The 16,462-nt window shown below is 37.4% G+C and carries 16 protein-coding genes; 8 read left to right on the top strand and 8 right to left on the bottom strand.

All coding sequences use genetic code 11. The features are described from left to right. The first annotated feature begins 52 nt into the window (after positions 1-52). From KTI78_RS06160 to KTI78_RS06140, 5 genes are all read left to right on the top strand, one after another. Positions 53-985, top strand: coding sequence for a Dyp-type peroxidase (locus tag KTI78_RS06160; protein ID WP_262445620.1), 933 nt, complete (start codon positions 53-55; stop codon positions 983-985). Between the two features lie 79 nt (positions 986-1,064). Next, positions 1,065-1,421, top strand: coding sequence for a hypothetical protein (locus tag KTI78_RS06155; protein ID WP_262445545.1), 357 nt, complete (start codon positions 1,065-1,067; stop codon positions 1,419-1,421). A 134-nt stretch (positions 1,422-1,555) separates the two neighbouring features. Continuing rightward, positions 1,556-5,017 carry a transcription-repair coupling factor gene (gene mfd, locus KTI78_RS06150; RefSeq protein WP_262445544.1) on the top strand — a complete coding sequence of 1,154 codons (3,462 nt, stop codon included), beginning with the start codon at positions 1,556-1,558 and terminating at the stop codon, positions 5,015-5,017. 201 nt (positions 5,018-5,218) lie between these two features. Next, a complete protein-coding gene (locus tag KTI78_RS06145; RefSeq protein WP_002117900.1) occupies positions 5,219-5,653 on the top strand; it encodes an HIT domain-containing protein in 435 nt (144 codons plus the stop codon). Positions 5,654-5,709: 56 nt separating this feature from the next. After that, positions 5,710-7,176, top strand: a complete 1,467-nt coding sequence (locus tag KTI78_RS06140) for an adenylate/guanylate cyclase domain-containing protein (protein ID WP_262445543.1) — start codon at positions 5,710-5,712, stop codon at positions 7,174-7,176. Between the two features lie 53 nt (positions 7,177-7,229). On the opposite strand, the gene fdx is transcribed toward KTI78_RS06140, so the two are convergent. The 8 genes from fdx to KTI78_RS06100 form a co-directional block, all read right to left on the bottom strand. Then, on the bottom strand, positions 7,230-7,568 hold the full coding sequence (gene fdx / locus KTI78_RS06135) for an ISC system 2Fe-2S type ferredoxin (protein ID WP_009387062.1): 339 nt from the start codon (positions 7,566-7,568) through the stop codon (positions 7,230-7,232). A 17-nt stretch (positions 7,569-7,585) separates the two neighbouring features. Next, positions 7,586-9,445, bottom strand: coding sequence for a Fe-S protein assembly chaperone HscA (hscA, locus tag KTI78_RS06130; RefSeq protein ID WP_239968636.1), 1,860 nt, complete (start codon positions 9,443-9,445; stop codon positions 7,586-7,588). 37 nt (positions 9,446-9,482) lie between these two features. Further along, on the bottom strand, positions 9,483-10,001 hold the full coding sequence (gene hscB, locus KTI78_RS06125; RefSeq protein ID WP_005076214.1) for a Fe-S protein assembly co-chaperone HscB: 519 nt from the start codon (positions 9,999-10,001) through the stop codon (positions 9,483-9,485). A gap of 89 nt (positions 10,002-10,090) precedes the next feature. Then, a complete protein-coding gene (iscA, locus tag KTI78_RS06120; protein WP_016141156.1) occupies positions 10,091-10,411 on the bottom strand; it encodes an iron-sulfur cluster assembly protein IscA in 321 nt (106 codons plus the stop codon). Between the two features lie 30 nt (positions 10,412-10,441). Then, positions 10,442-10,828, bottom strand: a complete 387-nt coding sequence (gene iscU, locus KTI78_RS06115) for a Fe-S cluster assembly scaffold IscU (protein ID WP_002117907.1) — start codon at positions 10,826-10,828, stop codon at positions 10,442-10,444. Between the two features lie 67 nt (positions 10,829-10,895). Beyond that, positions 10,896-12,113 (bottom strand): IscS subfamily cysteine desulfurase, encoded by a 1,218-nt coding sequence (locus KTI78_RS06110; RefSeq protein WP_016141155.1) that lies wholly within the window; start codon positions 12,111-12,113, stop codon positions 10,896-10,898. 1 nt (position 12,114) lies between these two features. Then, positions 12,115-12,588 carry an Rrf2 family transcriptional regulator gene (locus KTI78_RS06105; protein ID WP_002117915.1) on the bottom strand — a complete coding sequence of 158 codons (474 nt, stop codon included), beginning with the start codon at positions 12,586-12,588 and terminating at the stop codon, positions 12,115-12,117. Positions 12,589-12,697: 109 nt separating this feature from the next. Continuing rightward, complete coding sequence (locus tag KTI78_RS06100; RefSeq protein WP_262445541.1) at positions 12,698-13,345, bottom strand: hypothetical protein; 648 nt, start codon at positions 13,343-13,345, stop codon at positions 12,698-12,700. 208 nt (positions 13,346-13,553) lie between these two features. On the opposite strand from KTI78_RS06100, the gene KTI78_RS06095 reads away from it, so the two are divergent. From KTI78_RS06095 to KTI78_RS06085, 3 genes are all read left to right on the top strand, one after another. Further along, positions 13,554-14,009, top strand: a complete 456-nt coding sequence (locus KTI78_RS06095) for a phasin family protein (protein ID WP_032055023.1) — start codon at positions 13,554-13,556, stop codon at positions 14,007-14,009. A gap of 169 nt (positions 14,010-14,178) precedes the next feature. Further along, on the top strand, positions 14,179-14,451 hold the full coding sequence (locus tag KTI78_RS06090) for an HU family DNA-binding protein (protein ID WP_001043034.1): 273 nt from the start codon (positions 14,179-14,181) through the stop codon (positions 14,449-14,451). Positions 14,452-14,582: 131 nt separating this feature from the next. After that, a complete protein-coding gene (locus KTI78_RS06085) occupies positions 14,583-16,448 on the top strand; it encodes a SurA N-terminal domain-containing protein (RefSeq protein ID WP_104079567.1) in 1,866 nt (621 codons plus the stop codon). Positions 16,449-16,462: the final 14 nt, after the last annotated feature.

Below are 16,462 nucleotides of genomic sequence, written 5' to 3'. Positions count from 1 at the left end.
TATGCTAAATTAACGAGGTTAAATACCTAAAAAGGCATATTTTATGGAATGTATGAGAATTCAACCTGTAACGAGTGCTCCTGGTGAAAATGCATTATTTATTGTGTTGGGGCTGGCTCAAGGTGATTCTGTAATAGAAAAAGTAAAAGATTTTGCTGCTAATTTTTCAGCATTAACTCGAAGTCTCTTTAATCGTTATCCGGATAGTAAATTTAATGCTACTTTAGGTTTTAGCTCAAATGCATGGGATATTTTATTTCCAGAGCAAACAAAGCCCCAAGAGTTACAACCATTTCAAGAAATTAGAGGTCCGAAATATACGGCTGTTTCAACTCCAGGGGATTTATTTTTTCATATTCGTGCTGATCGCCAGACTTTATGTTATGAGCTGGGTAATATAATTAATCAACAGCTTGGTAAAGTAACGTATCCAATTGATGAAGTTCATGGCTTCCGTTATTTTGACGGACGGGCAATTATTGGCTTTGTGGATGGGACTGAGAACCCTGAACCCGTTATTGCAGCGCAGTGGGCATTGGTCGGTGATGAAGATCCTGATTTTATGGGCGGAAGTTATGCTTTTATCCAAAAATATATGCATGATATGGATAAATGGCGTTCATTAACCAATGAAGAGCAAGAAAAAGTGATTGGCCGTAAAAAGTTCAATGATGTTGAGCTCAGCGATGATGAAAAACCTTTAACTGCTCATAATGTTGTAAGTAAAGCTCACGATGCAGAAGGCAATGAACTTAAAATTATGCGAGCTAATATGCCTTTTTCGAATCCTTCTAGAAATGAATATGGCACATTCTTTATCGGCTACTCGCGTAAATTTAGTACAACCCGACAAATGCTTGAAAATATGTTCTTAGGAAATGAGCAAGGTAATCTTGACCGATTACTTGATTTTAGTACTGCCCAAACTGGAACTCTATTTTTCGTACCAACTGTGGATTTTCTGGATGATTTAGGTGATGAGTAATCATTAAAAATAAGCTTAAATGGTGGAGGTGAATAGATTACCTCCACTATGTACATTGAAATTAATATGATGTGATGAAATGTTTAAAAAGTTAACACAACTCTTCCAGGGCTCGAAAGAGACACCTGAGCAAATTTATTTACAAGAGAATCAACTCAGGTTTGATTCCGAACACGGCCCGGTGATTAAAAATGTCGTGATTAATGAAAAGTGGTCAGAGCATCTTGAGTATTTTTCAAATCGTAAACTACAGAATTTTGATAATCTACCTAAACTATTTCAAATTACGCCACAAATTAATGAAAAAATTGATTTAGAGATTGCAACGCAACGCTATGTAGAAAGGTTAGGAAATACAGAACAAAAGTTACTTGAACTTAAATCCGTTATACAAATATTAAATCAATATTACGTTTTGTTTTTGCGTGATAAATAATCATAGTTGATTGATTAAAAAATATAAAAATTAGAGCGAAGTAGTAGTTTGATTTTCAAAAAAATAACTCATTTCAATAAAAACATCATGCTACTATTGAGCTCATATCTTCTTAGCTGATAAAAGCCATATACATGTTTCAACAAGAAATCTCTCAATTGAATTTACAACAGCTCAAAGCCGGTGAAAAGCGTTGGGTAGGGTCGTTATTAGGTTCATCTGCTGCATTATTATTCAAAGAAATTGCTATTCAGCATTCATCTTTGCTCGTGGTGGTGGCTCGAAATAACCAACATGTTGCTCAGTTAGAAAGTGAACTTGAATTTTATGGCATAAAACCGACAATTTTCCCTGATTGGGAGATTTTGCCGTATGACCGTTTGTCACCTCATCAAGATATTGTTTCGGAACGTCTTGCAATTTTATCTAATATGCCACAAAAGGGTGTCTTACTCATTTCAGCGAGTACTTTAGCCCAGAGAGTTGCACCATATTCTTGGGTTTTAGGTGAGCATTTTGATATTCGTGTGGGGCAAAAATTTGATTTAGAACAACAGAAGTTACGATTAGTACAAGCAGGCTATCATTTAGTAGACACGGTTTATGATCACGGTGAGTTTGCTGTACGTGGCAGCATTATGGATATTTTTGCATCTGGTCAGGATGCGCCTATCCGTATTGACCTGTTTGATGATGAAATTGATACATTAAAATTCTTTGATCCAGAAACGCAAAGAACCACCACAACTTTAAAAAGTTTTACAGTTCTTCCAGCGAAAGAGTTCCCTTTAAAAGAAGCTCGTTCGATTTTCAGAGACCGTTACTCTGAACTTTTTCCGACTGCAAATCCTAAAAAAAACCCCATTTATCAAGATGTTCTTGATGGAATTGCATCTCCGGGAATTGAGTTTTATTTACCTTTATTTTTTGATAAAGCTCAAATGCAAGCTCAAAGTACACTGACAACGTATTTACCAAAGAATTGCATTGTAATTACAACTAACGATGTAGATACTGATTTAACCAGTTTTTGGAAAGAAGTTTTCCGTAGATATGAAGATAGACGTCATAACGCCGATCAGCCAATTCTACCTCCTGATGAATTATTTATTGCGCCAAACCACTTGCTTAGTGCGTTAAATCAGTTCCCACGTATGCTTGTGAGTGCTGAGCCATTTGAAGAAAAAGCTGGAGCTTTAAATCTTAAAGTTGAGCAACCTCCAAAGTTGGCAGTTGACCCGAAAAAAGAAAAACCATTTGCGGTAGTTAAAAAATATATTGATGAAGCGAACCATCCAGTTTTATTGGTTGCAGAAAGTGCTGGTCGTCGTGAAAGTTTAAGAGATGGTTTGCGTGCCAGTCTGGGAGATATTCCTAGCGTAGATAGTTTTGAGCAGTTCCAGAAAAGTCAGTTCGCGATTGCGATTACTAATGCGCCATTAGACCGTGGATTGCTTTTAACCGATCAATTGTCTGTTATTTCAGAAAATCAGTTATATGAGCATCGGGTAGTCCAACGTCGTCGTAAACGTCAGCAAGAAGTTTCAGAAGAGTTCTTAATTCGTAGTTTGACCGAATTAAGTATCGGCGCTCCTGTTGTTCATATTGACCATGGTGTAGGGCGTTATGCTGGGTTAATTACTTTAGCAATTGAAGGGCAAGATTATGAATTCTTGCAATTAGACTATGCTGAAGAGGCAAAAGTTTATGTGCCTGTGACGAATTTGCATCTTATTAGCCGCTATAGTGGCGGAGATCCGGACTTAGCACCATTACATAAAATTGGAACTGATGCGTGGAGTAAAGCAAAACGTAAAGCTTTAGAACAAATTCATGATGTTGCAGCAGAGTTGTTACATATACAAGCCCGTCGTCAGTCAAAACCTGGTTTTGGCTTTGAAATAGATCAGTCACTTTATATGCAATTCGCGAGTGGATTTGCGTATGAAGAAACACTTGATCAGGCCAATGCTATTGAAGCGACGCTTTATGATATGCAACAAGCTAAACCGATGGACCGACTTGTTTGTGGGGATGTTGGTTTTGGTAAAACTGAAGTTGCGATGCGTGCAGCATTTGTTGCGGTGCAAAATGGTAAACAGGTTGCTGTTTTAGTACCGACGACATTGCTTGCTCAACAGCATTATGAGTCTTTTAAAGACCGTTTTGCTGACTGGCCTGTTCGTATTGAAGTGCTCTCACGCTTTGGTTCAAATAAAACGCATACGAAAAATATTGAAGACCTTGCTGAAGGCAAAGTCGATATTGTGGTAGGTACCCATAAACTTTTACAAGAAAATGTACAGTTTAAAGATCTAGGCTTAATGGTGGTCGACGAAGAACACCGTTTTGGAGTGCGTGATAAAGAGCGTATTAAAGCCTTACGCGCAGATGTAGATATGTTGACGCTTACAGCTACACCAATTCCACGAACTTTAAATATGGCTTTTTCGGGAATGCGTGATTTATCAATCATTGCTACACCGCCAGCCCGTCGTTTAGCTGTTAAAACCTTTGTACAAGAACATACCGAAGCATCTATTAAAGAAGCGATTTTGCGTGAATTACTACGTGGTGGCCAAGTATATTTCTTGCACAATGAAGTTGATACGATTGAAAGAGCTGCTGAAAATATTCGTGTGCTTGTACCCGAAGCTCGTGTAGCAGTGGCTCACGGACAAATGAGGGAAAGAGAACTTGAGCAAGTCATGCAACAGTTCTATCACAAAGAATACAATGTATTGGTATGTTCAACCATTATTGAAACCGGTATTGATGTTCCAAATGCCAACACTATTTTGATCGAAAGGGCTGACAAACTTGGTCTAGCTCAATTACATCAACTGCGTGGCCGTGTGGGGCGGTCACATCACCAAGCTTATGCTTATTTATTAGTTCCTTCGATAAAGCATCTAAAAGGTGATGCTGAAAAACGTCTTGATGCAATCCAACGTGCTTCAACTCTGGGTGCTGGTTTCATGTTGGCTACAGAAGATTTAGAAATTCGCGGCGCAGGCGAGCTTTTAGGCGAGCAGCAAAGTGGTTCAATGCAGGCAATTGGTTATAGCTTGTATATGGAAATGCTTGAAAAAGCCACTAAGGCGATTCAACAAGGGAAAACGCCGAATTTTGATGCACCTTTATCATTAACAGCAGAAATTAATTTACACATTCCTGCACTGATTCCAGATGATTATTTAGGTGATGTGCATCAGCGTTTATTATTCTATAAGCGTATTAGTAATACAGATACCCAAGAAAAACTCGACAATATCCGTATGGAACTGATTGACCGTTTTGGAGTTCCACCGCAATCAGTTAAACACTTATTTAGTGTTCACCAAATTCGACTGAAAGCTGAACAGCTAGGTATTACTAAAATCGATATTAATACCCAAGGTGGCAATATTGAATTCTCGCCTGATACACCTGTTCAGGCCATTAGTATTATTCAACTCATGCAAAAGCATCCAACCTATTATCGTATGGAAGGTGGTCAGCGCTTAAAAGTGATGGTTCAGCTTGAAGAACAGGAAAAACGAATTCAATTTATTAATGATTTGTTAGCGAAATTATTGAATGAATTACATGCTTAAAACTTGTTTTAAAGTGATTTCAACTCAACAAGAATCTTTTGTATGTTAATAACAGAATTTTATGCACGTTTTCTTGGTCTATTCGGGGAATAAGTGCATAAAATCATTGTTATTTGTAATCAAACCAGACACTAGCAATACTCACATTAAAACTGATGTGATAGTATTAGCCATTATTGTTTATTGTCATTTATAAAAGATATGTTTAGTTTGCATCCACAACTTGCTCAAGATACTTTTTTTGTAGGCGATTTTCCGCTTTCAACATGTCGTTTAATGAATGATATGCAATTCCCTTGGCTGATTTTAATCCCTCGTGTGCCGGGAATCACAGAATTATATGAGTTGAGCCAAGCCGACCAAGAACAGTTTTTGCGCGAATCAAGTTGGTTATCTAGCCAGCTATCTCGTGTATTCCGTGCTGATAAAATGAATGTTGCAGCCTTAGGGAATATGGTGCCTCAATTGCATTTCCATCATGTTGTACGTTATCAGAATGATGTTGCATGGCCTAAACCAGTTTGGGGTACACCAGCTGTTCCATATACAAATGATGTGCTGGCTCATATGCGTCAAACCCTTATGCTTGCGCTACGTGGTCAAGGCGACATGCCTTTTGATTGGCGCATGGACTAAATCAATGCAATGCCACATTTATATGAATGTGGCTACATTGAGGTGTGGAGGATAGGGTGCAATTAGAGAGGTTTATCGATAGAGAGCCTAAGCAGTTTGCATATTTTCATCGTTTGATGGGATATTCAATTCTGTCATTAATTTTAGTGATCTACGCTTTTACCTCACCAAATACAAATTATCAGATCTATATTCCACCTCTTTTTCTATTTCTGCTTTTTATTAGCTCGAAGTTAGAACACTGGCTTCAGTACCAATTCGATAAAAAAACTCAAAAAAGTGTTTTTTTTGCAATCGATGCAATTGTTGTAGCCGTCACTTTGGCAGGACTGCATCTTAATTTAGTTCCTACTTTTATTGCACTTTTTGCGTTGTTTTATTCAGCAATTAATAGTCGTATTTCTTTCGCAGTCATTTGTTTAACGAGTTTGTTAGGCGCGATTATTTTTTATTTAAGTACTTTTTTCCTATTTGGTTTTTATACGTATTTTGAGCCTACTAGCCAAGAGTTGACAGTAATAACACTCCTTGGTTTGGTTATGTTTATTACTATTGGAAATTATTACCAACATCGCTGGGTTAAAAAAATCAGTCAGCAGCGTCAACATTACTATGACCAAATGACCCGTTATATTGCTTTTGCTAATCAGCTAAGCCGTTATGCGCCACTACAGTTGTGGCAGTCTATTATGCGCGGCGAGGCTGAAGCAAAGATTGAATATAAGCGTAAAAAAATGACGGTGTTTTTTTCTGATATTCAGGGTTTTACAGAGTTATCTGAAACTTTAATTCCAGATGATTTAGCATTCTTGCTTAATGATTATTTAAGTCATATGACTGAAATTGCTAAACAGTATGAAGCTACTGTCGATAAATTTATGGGGGATGCCATCCTCATATTTTTTGGTGATCCAAATTCACAAGGTGTAGAACAAGATGCTAAAGCTTGTGTAGAAATGGCAATTGCTATGCGTCAGCAAATGAAATTGCTACGTGAGCGCTGGAAAAAAATGGGTTACTCAGCCTTACATATCCGAATGGGGATTAGTACAGGTTATTGTCACGTAGGGAATTATGGGGCAACACATCGCATGGCTTATACGATCGTTGGTCGTGATGTGAATTTAGCGGCTCGTTTGCAATATGCTGCTGAAATAGATGAGATTTTAATTTCAGATGATACTTATCAATTAATTAAGAGTGATTTCCTCTGTGCTCCTAAAACACCGATTTACCTAAAAGGTATTCAAGGTGCGGTAAAAACATGGCAAGTAATGGAGAAATATACAGGGAATAAGTCGGATCATCAGCAATGGTTTGACTATGAGTATAAAGGTTTCCATTTGGTACTTAATTTAGAAGAAGTACAAAACTATGAATATCCTGAGTTGGTGGAAGTACTTGAGAAGATGATTCAACGAATTAAAGTTCAACAAACTTTAGTAAATACTCAAGGTATTGCACAGTTAAGACTTGAAGATGAAGTTAAACCTTTAGAGATAGATCCGAAAGACCAAGTTTAGAGTTTATAAAACATAAAAAAGCTGCTTTAAAAGCAGCTTTTTTAATGACTCGATTAATGATTTTCTGAAGCGTGGTTGATTGTATATTTAGGGATCTCAATTTCTAAATCTTCATCAACAATTTTTACTTGGCATGAGAGGCGAGAATCTGGTTCAAGACCCCAAGCGCGATCTAAAAGATCTGCTTCAACATCATCCATTTCTTCTAGGCTATCAAAACCTTTACGAACTACTACGTGACAGGTAGTGCAAGCACATGACATGTCACATGCGTGTTCGATTTTAATTCCTCGATCAAGCAAACTTTGGCAAAGATTTGCATTTTGTTCAACTTCAAATTCTGCGCCTTCGGGACAAAATTGAGCGTGAGGAAGTACTTTAATACGGGGCATATTGATCACCTATACCTTTAGTTTGAATTTGACCAATCTTCAAGTTTTGTACCTTTTAAGGCGTGGTCAATATGTCGATTCATACGTAGTGCAGCAAAAGCATCACTATGTACTTTAAGTTGTTCTACAGCTTTTTCAATTGATTGAATATCATTGCCTTCAAGTTGTACTTTAAGCGAATTTTCAGCGGCTTTAAGTGCTTCGAGTTGCTCATTATTGAGTAAATCAGCATCCACTTTCAAAGCTTGTTCTAATGCTTCAAGCTCACGTTGGGCCTCAACTTTGGTTTCTTTTAAATGACGCAGATTTTTATCTTCTTCCGCGTGCTGGAAACCTTCAATTAATAAGCGTTCAGTGTCAGACTCTGATAAACCATAAGATGGTTTAATATCAATTTGGGCTTGTACACCTGAAGTTGTTTCACGAGCTGAAACCGTGAGTAAGCCATCTGCATCTACTTGAAAGGTAACTTCAATACGTGCTTGACCAGCAGTCATTGGAGGGATGCCATGAAGAACAAATCTTCCTAATGAACGACAATGCTCGACTAAATCTCGCTCACCTTGAACTACATGAATAAGCATGGCTGTTTGGCCATCTTGATAAGTAGTAAATTCCTGGCGACGAGCAACTGGAATAGCTGTATTACGTGAAATAAGACGCTCCACTAATCCACCCATGGTTTCTAAACCAAGAGAAAGAGGAGTGACATCCAAAAGTAGTGAGCCGTCTTGGCTGTTTCCAATTAACTGATTAGCTGTAATGGAAGCGCCAATTGCAACTACTTCATCAGGGTTAATTGTACAAAGTGGTTCTTGATTAAACACATTACGAACTGCTTGTTGAACAGCATAAGAACGGGTAGAGCCACCTACTAAAACAACGTTTTGAATATCTGATAATTCAAGTTTTGCATCACGTAAAACACGTTTGCAAACACTGATTGTTTTATCTAAAGCAACTTGAATGATGCTTTCAAAGGTTGAACGATCAAGTGTTAGTTCGTTTTCAAGTAGTTTTAACTGAACCGATTCTTGTGTAGATAATTGTTCTTTTGCTTGACGAGCAGCCACAATAAATACGGCATAGTTTTCATCGCTTAGCGTATCAATGTTTAGCTGTTTTTTAGCCCATTTAACAATAAGACGGTCTAAGTCATCACCACCTAAAGCAGTATGGCCACCAGTAGCTAATACTTCAAAGACACCTTGTGAGAAACGTAGGATTGATACGTCGAAAGTACCACCCCCTAAGTCATAAATCACATAATTGTGATCTGTGGCTAAATTCGTTTCCTGATCTAAACCATAAGCCACAGCAGCAGCTGTTGGTTCATTTAGAAGGCGTAATACATTTAAACCAGCGAGCTGTGCAGCATCACGTGTCGCTTGACGCTGAGCTTCATCAAAGTAAGCTGGAACAGTAATTACAGCACCATTTACTGGGTTTTGTAAGCTAGATTCAGCGCGTTCTTTTAGTTGTTTTAAAATTTCAGCTGAAATTTCAACAGGCGTTTTGCGACCAGAACGTGTCTCGAAAGCTGGCATCTCATTTTCAGAACCCACTAACTCATAAGGGTGTTGAAATTTGATATCTGCTTTTGAGCGTCCCATAAAACGTTTTACAGAAACGATTGTATTTTTTGGATCAGCAATAATGAAAGGCTTTGCTTCTTCACCATAGTGAGTGATATCACTTCCATAGTGCACAATAGAGGGTAGAAGTCTTCTTTCTTTTTCGTCGTTGAGGACTTTTGGTTTGCCTGATAACACTGTCGCAACTAAAGAATGTGTTGTTCCTAGGTCGATACCAATCGCAATGCGGTGTTGATGTGGGGCACTGGATTGACCCGGTTCAGCAATTTGCAAAAGTGCCATGAGTTAAATCCTTTGAATATAAATTGAAAAAAGCAAATTAAAAATCGTCATCTAAATCAAAGTTGTCTTCATCATCCAACAATTGATCTTCTGCTTTTTCAATATCGTTAAGAACGCGCTGAAAGAAACGTAATTTACGTACAGTATCTCGAGCTTCACCCCAGTCTTCATCTGAGTAATCAATTTTAAACTCGCGAACTAAACCCTCAATCCACTGAAACACTTCTTGTTTAAGAGTGCTTAAATGCTCTTGTGAAGTTGCTTCATCAAGTTGTTCACGAAGTTCTAGAGCTGATTGCAGAAACTCAAAATCACTAATAGATTGATCTAGGTGATGATCTTGCTTTTTTAATGCAAGAAGATAAGCAGCGCGGCTATCTACTTGCGATAGAACTTTAAAAGCTTGATTGATTTCACTTGATTTGATCAACGCCTGATCTTTATCTTCTGCTTTATCTGGATGATATTGCTGCTGCAAGCTTAAGAAGCTAGATTTTAAGCTCGCCAAATCGATATCGAGTTCTACGGGTAAATTGAACAACTCAAAATGATTCATTAGAAAGGAGGTCCACGTTAATTAAATACATTAAAACAGTGCTATAAAAAGACACTGTTTTAATGAAAAAGGATGGAAGGAGAAGTGGGTTATACAGTGAAAGACTCACCGCAACCACATTCACCTTTCTTATTGGGATTGTTAAATTCGAACCCTTCATTAAGGCCGTTCTTAACGTAGTCCATTTCTAAGCCTTCTAAATAGACTAAGCTTTTTGGATCTACAACAACCTTAACGCCAAATTGTTCGAAAACTTGGTCATGCTCATCGATAGAATCAACAAATTCGAGAACATAAGCCAACCCAGAACAACCAGAAGTTTTCACACCCACGCGAATGCCTTCACCCTTACCTCGGTTTTTAAGGTAATTGCTAATATGAGTCGCAGCATTTTCAGTTAAATGAATCATGAAAACTCCAACGTTTACAATGGTAACAAATTAAGCTTTAGATTTTTTACTGCGGTAATCATCAATCGCAGCTTTAATTGCATCTTCAGCTAGTACAGAGCAGTGAACTTTTACTGGTGGAAGTGCAAGCTCAGTTGCGATATCAATATTTTTGATTGCCTGAGCTTCATCAAGAGTTTTACCTTTTAACCACTCAGTTACAAGGGAACTTGATGCAATTGCAGAACCACAGCCATAAGTTTTAAAACGTGCTTCTTCAATCACGCCGCTATCGTTTACTTGAATTTGTAAACGCATCACGTCGCCACATGCAGGTGCACCCACCATGCCTGTACCAACATTTTCAGAGTTTTTATCTAAAACACCAACATTACGAGGGTTTTCGTAATGATCAATTACCTTTTCGCTATAAGCCATTTCGCTTCTCCAAACCTCGGGGTCAGCCTAATATTAATATGAGGGTAAAAATACTAATTTCAATGAATTAGTGTTCAGCCCATTCAACTGTAGAAAGATCGATACCTTCTTTATACATATCCCAAAGCGGAGAAAGTTCACGTAATTTCTCAACAGCGGCTTTGGTAATTGTAAGCACGTGATCAATATCTTCTTCAGTTGTGTATTTACCAAAACTAAAGCGGATTGAACTGTGTGCTAGCTCATCAGATAAACCTAATGCGCGAAGAACATATGAAGGCTCTAAGGTTGCAGAAGTACAAGCAGAACCACTTGATACCGCAGCATCTTTAAGAGACATCATTAAAGATTCACCTTCAACAAAGTTAAAGCTGACATTTAAATAGTTAGCAACGTTTTGAGTTGGGTGGCCATTCAAGAAAACTTGTTCAAGATCTTGTAAACCATTCCAAAGCTTGTCGCGAAGCTTACGGATACGCTCTTGTTCTGCTTGCATTGTTTTGCCAGCAATTTCAAAAGCTTCACCCATACCTACAATTTGGTGGGTCGCTAAAGTACCAGAACGCATACCACGCTCATGACCACCGCCATGAATTTGTGCTTTTAAGCGCACACGTGGACTACGACGTACATATAATGCACCGATACCTTTTGGACCATAAATTTTATGAGCAGAGAAACTCATAAGATCAATTTTCATCGTAGATAAATCAATTTCGACTTTACCAGCCGCTTGTGCTGCATCTACATGGAAGAATGTTTTATTGGCACGTGTTAATTCACCAATCGCTGCTACGTCTGTAACTGTACCAATTTCATTGTTCACCATCATCAGTGAAACAAGAATAGTATCTGGGCGAAGGGCAGCCTTAACCATTTCAGGAGTAATTAAACCTGTTTGTGGCTCTGGCTCTAAATAAGTAATTTCAAAACCTTGTTCTTCTAATTCACGACAAGGGTCTAAAACAGCTTTATGTTCAATTTTACTTGTAATGATATGTTTGCCTTTAGATGCATAGAACTGAGCTACACCTTTAAGGGCAAGGTTGTCTGACTCAGTTGCACCAGAAGTCCAAACGATTTCACGTGGATCAGCTTTAATTAAATTTGCTACTTGCTCACGTGCATATTCAACTTTTTCTTCTGCCTGCCAGCCATAAGCGTGGGAACGAGACGCAGCATTACCAAAGGTACCGTCGAAAGTTAAACACTCCATCATACGTTCTGCAACTTGCGGATCTACTGGAGTGGTTGCTGCGTAATCAAGATAAATTGGACGTTTCATATCAAATACCTGTACCCGATAAAAGAGCTGAATCTGTGCCAGTCACATTTTGGCGTAATGCAACAGTTTGAACGTTGTCTCGGCTAATGAGATCGGCAAGAGAGATTTTTGCTAAATAGTCGGCAATATGATGAGAGAGTTCTTGCCATAAATCGTGAGTGAGACACATTGCACCATTCTGGCAGTTACCTTTATGGTCACAACGTGTTGCATCAACGGTTTCATTTACGGCTTCAATAATTTCTAACACAGTAATTTCATCAGCATTTCGAGCCAAATGATAACCACCATTTGCACCACGAACACTAGAAACTAACCCATGACGCTTAAGTTTTGCGAATAACTGTTCTAAATAAGCAACTGAAATGGATTGGCGTGCGGCAATTTCGGCGAGCGTGATCGTTTGTTCAGTTGGCTGCAAAGCTAAATCAAGTAGAGCAGTCACTGCGTAGCGACCGCGAGTTGTAAGGCGCATGATTCGATACACATGTTAAGACTAGATAATAGGATTTTATGAATCCCGACTAAAATAGTCAAGTTTTTTTATTTTTAATTCAAGTATAGGAACAAAATGGAAAAATAAATTAAACAACCAACAAATTATATATGAAATAAGCAATAAATATTAGGCTAATTATACCAAAGGAGAGGTTAATGTTTCGTTGACGTCGCTGTAAACGGGTAATTCGATTTTGATATTGTTTAATTTCTACATGAAGTGAATTGATTTCTGATCGTTGTTGATCAATTTTTTCAAGTAAAGGTGCAATCTTTTTATGCGAAGCAAGTGTTTCAGCTTCATCATCAACTGCATTGAACCATTGTTTCCAGTCTGTAAGTAACTTAGGTAGTGTTAAGTGAGAAATTAAATCTAGAAGTTCCTTTTTAGTTTCTTCATCTCCATCAATACGCATATTGTTAAGACTACGCTGATTTGAAAAACCGAAAATTTTAATGAGGTCAACCAGAGTACTATTGATTTCAAGATCAATACGTCTGTCAAAAGAGTGGATATCGAATAACAAGCCTTTCTCTGTAAATTGAACATAGAAGTCAAAAAAAGGCAGATAGCTGTTAATACGAATTGTTGTTTTGTTTAAGATAAACTTTTTCGCTTGCAAGCGAAGAGCACCATCGTGGGTGAGAATAAATGAAAAGAAAGTTTCTAAAATAATTAGAACAATATTCAGCAACAGACGCGGATGTTTTTGTCTTTGTTGCGTTTCACTCATAAAAGTTTATCCTTACAAATAGCAATTAATTGAAGAATGGGACATCCTATCCCAAACTTAACACAATGTCGTGTTAAATATATTTACATGACTTAATTGCTTTGTAGAACAGTTTTGTAAATGGATCAAGTCTTTACTTTGATATTATAGAAATATTTTGTGGTCAAATCAGTCATCATTTCTCTCATCTGATTAGGAGTTTAGATTAATGGATAATGCAAATATAGATAACCAGACAGAAGAGTCAGAAGAAAAAAATAAATTAAAATCAAGAGGTTCAAGAAAATCGGCTTTGGATTTTAGAAAATATACTAAGCAAATTTGGTTGGCGGGACTAGGGGCATTTTCACGTGCGGAAGAAGAGGGCAACAAACTCTTTGATTCCTTGGTCAAAGTTGGTGAAGAGTTAGAGTCAAAAACTGGGGACTTAGCCGATAATACTGTAGGTAAAGTTACAGAAAAAGCTAAAGAATCTGTATCTGAAACAAAAGATAAGGTAGAGAAGATTCTTGATACAAGTGTTAATCATTCTTTAAACCGAATAGGACTAGTCACTCCGAAGGATTTGCAACACATTGAACAGCTGCTTGTACAACTGCATATTAAGGTGGATGCTTTAATAGAAGAAAACCAGCAGTTGAAAGCAAAATTGAATAAAAAGTAAAAAAATGTTGGGATTTAGCAAATATATAACAGTTTTTTAGCATTTATTTTTGCTAAAAGCCCTGCTCTAGTATTGCGTTTTCCCCTAAAGCATTGCTATAAAGGCGTCATGGCCTTTTAAACTATAGCCTTGGACCTTAAACAAACGATATTAAGAGGATGTTTTATTCATGAATAAATCAGAATTAATCGATGCAATTGCTGAAAAAGGGGGAGTATCTAAGACTGATGCAGGCAAGGCACTCGATGCGACAATTGCGTCAATTACTGAAGCACTTAAAAAAGGTGACACAGTAACTTTAGTTGGTTTTGGTACTTTCAGTGTTAAAGAACGTGCTGCACGTACTGGTCGTAACCCTAAAACTGGTGAAGAGCTTCAAATTAAAGCAACAAAAGTACCAAGCTTCAAAGCTGGTAAAGGTCTTAAAGATTCAGTAGCTTAATCTTTTAAGATGAATAAACGCGCCAATATAGGCGCGTTTTTTATTAAAAATCTGAATTGACCAATATTGCTCATTCATTGATTGTGGTTTTTCAGTTAAAATTCTCCTCGAAATAAAATATTGGAATACTTATGGAATCGTTTCGTACAGTCATTAAGGGTTGGCTCGGCAAAGTCCTTCTAATTTTGTTTTTGACCCCTTTAGCACTTGTAGGTATTGAAGGATATTTTAATAGGGGAAACAAGGCTGATGTTGCAAAGACAGTAAACGGCCAAGAAATATCTAAAAAAGACCTTGAAACTTTAACTCAGTCTTACAAACAACAATATTTAGCTGCTGTTAAAGGTGATGAGAGTTTACTTAATTTGCCTGTTATTCAGGCTAAGGCACTCGATATTTTAGTGTCGCGTAATTTATTGATTCAGCAAGCGGAAAAATTAGGTATTTCTTTGAGTGATACTCAAATTGAGCAAATGTTAGCTCAACAGCCTAGTTTGCAAGAGAATGGTCAATTCTCACAAAAACTCTATGAAAATTATTTACGTTCGATCGGCATGACAAGCCAAGGTTTAATTTCAAGCCTACGTCAAGATCATGCTTTAAAAATGTTAACTTCTACATTTGCTGATTACTCTCTAGTAAGTAAAGTTGATCTTATGCAAATTGCGAATTTGCAAACTGAACAACGTACTTTGCATTTAGCTAGTATTAAATTAGATAGTTACAAAACAGGTTTAACTGCCTCTAATCAAGAAGCTACAGATTATTACAACAAGCATCAAAATGAATTTAAGCAACAAGCTTCGGTTGATGTGGATTATGTTGTGTTATCTCCTTCAATGGTAGCTAAACCAGCTCCTGCAACTGAAGCTGAACTTCAGCAGGCTTATGCAAAGTTTGTTGAAACTCAGAAAAAAGATGCTAAGCGAACTGTGAAGCATATTTTAATTACTACTGATGCTCGCGATGATGCAGCAGCTCAAAAGCTTGCAAAAGAAGTGTATGCAAAAATTCAGGGCGGACTTTCATTTGCTCAGGCTGCATCTCAGTTTTCTGAAGATCCTAGTTCTAAAGCAAAAGGTGGTTTAGTAGAAGCATATGCACCAGGTGTTTTCTCAGATGCATTTGATAAAACTGTCTTAAGTTTGAAAAATGGGCAAGTTTCACAGCCAGTAAAAACACAATATGGTTACCATATTATTGAAGCAGAAACGCAAGCGAACCAAATCCCTTCATTTGAAGCTGAGAAGGCACGTTTAACTGCTGAGGTTGAAAAGAATAAAGTTGCGACTGTTTATTCAGATACCGTAAATAGTTTGAATGAAACGATTGTTGGCAATGATTCTTTAGAAGCGGTCGTACAAGAAGTAAAAGGTACAAAAGTTGAATCATTAAATGGTGTAACTTTAGCTACTCAAAATCCATATTTAAGCGATCCAAGTGTCAAAATTAAATTATTTAATGATGATGTGAAGAATGGTGACCGTAATACTTCCTCTAATATTCAGTTAGCGAATGGTGATACAGTATGGGTTAAAGTACGTGATTACCACGCAGCTGGTGTAAAACCATTAGCACAAGCGATGAATGAAGCGAAAGCAAAAGTTATCGATGAAAAAGCGCGTAAGGCCGCTCAAGCAAAAATTGCTACTATGTTGACTGAGTTTAAAACTCAACCTGCAGACCAAGTGGTTGCTAAAAATAAAGTCGCATTTGAGTCAGCTGGTGTATTTACTCGATCACAAGGTTTAAAACGAGAAATTGAACGTGCTGCATTTAGCTTAGCTACCCCTAAACCAGGTATGTGGTCTGTTACAACAGCAAACTTACCAAATGAGCTTGTAGTCGTTGCAGTTTCAAATGTAAATTCATCAGCTGTAAATGCTATTCCTGCTGATCAGTTACAACAGTTAAAACAACTTTATCGCCAATCACGTGGCCAACAAATATTGGAAGATTACAGCCAATATCTAAAATCACATGCAAAGATTAAATAATAATTTAATCAAAT

Origin of the sequence: Acinetobacter sp. WU_MDCI_Abxe161, from assembly GCF_025514355.1 — a bacterium.
GTDB lineage: Bacteria > Pseudomonadota > Gammaproteobacteria > Pseudomonadales > Moraxellaceae > Acinetobacter > Acinetobacter pittii_E.
This window is presented reverse-complemented; position numbering and strand designations above follow the sequence as displayed.

Bases quoted from the DNA above. Each gene is read 5' to 3' on its own strand.
- KTI78_RS06085 (WP_104079567.1), top strand. From the start codon at position 14,583: ATGGAATCGTTTCGTACAGTCATTAAGGGTTGGCTCGGCAAAGTCCTT.
- KTI78_RS06090 (WP_001043034.1), top strand. From the start codon at position 14,179: ATGAATAAATCAGAATTAATCGATGCAATTGCTGAAAAAGGGGGAGTA.
- KTI78_RS06100 (WP_262445541.1), bottom strand. From the start codon at position 13,345: ATGAGTGAAACGCAACAAAGACAAAAACATCCGCGTCTGTTGCTGAAT.
- KTI78_RS06145 (WP_002117900.1), top strand. From the start codon at position 5,219: ATGTTTAGTTTGCATCCACAACTTGCTCAAGATACTTTTTTTGTAGGC.
- fdx (WP_009387062.1), bottom strand. From the start codon at position 7,568: ATGCCCCGTATTAAAGTACTTCCTCACGCTCAATTTTGTCCCGAAGGC.
- iscA (WP_016141156.1), bottom strand. From the start codon at position 10,411: ATGATTCATTTAACTGAAAATGCTGCGACTCATATTAGCAATTACCTT.
- KTI78_RS06105 (WP_002117915.1), bottom strand. From the start codon at position 12,588: ATGCGCCTTACAACTCGCGGTCGCTACGCAGTGACTGCTCTACTTGAT.
- mfd (WP_262445544.1), top strand. From the start codon at position 1,556: ATGTTTCAACAAGAAATCTCTCAATTGAATTTACAACAGCTCAAAGCC.
- KTI78_RS06155 (WP_262445545.1), top strand. From the start codon at position 1,065: ATGTTTAAAAAGTTAACACAACTCTTCCAGGGCTCGAAAGAGACACCT.
- hscA (WP_239968636.1), bottom strand. From the start codon at position 9,445: ATGGCACTTTTGCAAATTGCTGAACCGGGTCAATCCAGTGCCCCACAT.
- KTI78_RS06160 (WP_262445620.1), top strand. From the start codon at position 53: ATGAGAATTCAACCTGTAACGAGTGCTCCTGGTGAAAATGCATTATTT.
- hscB (WP_005076214.1), bottom strand. From the start codon at position 10,001: ATGAATCATTTTGAGTTGTTCAATTTACCCGTAGAACTCGATATCGAT.
- KTI78_RS06110 (WP_016141155.1), bottom strand. From the start codon at position 12,113: ATGAAACGTCCAATTTATCTTGATTACGCAGCAACCACTCCAGTAGAT.
- KTI78_RS06095 (WP_032055023.1), top strand. From the start codon at position 13,554: ATGGATAATGCAAATATAGATAACCAGACAGAAGAGTCAGAAGAAAAA.
- iscU (WP_002117907.1), bottom strand. From the start codon at position 10,828: ATGGCTTATAGCGAAAAGGTAATTGATCATTACGAAAACCCTCGTAAT.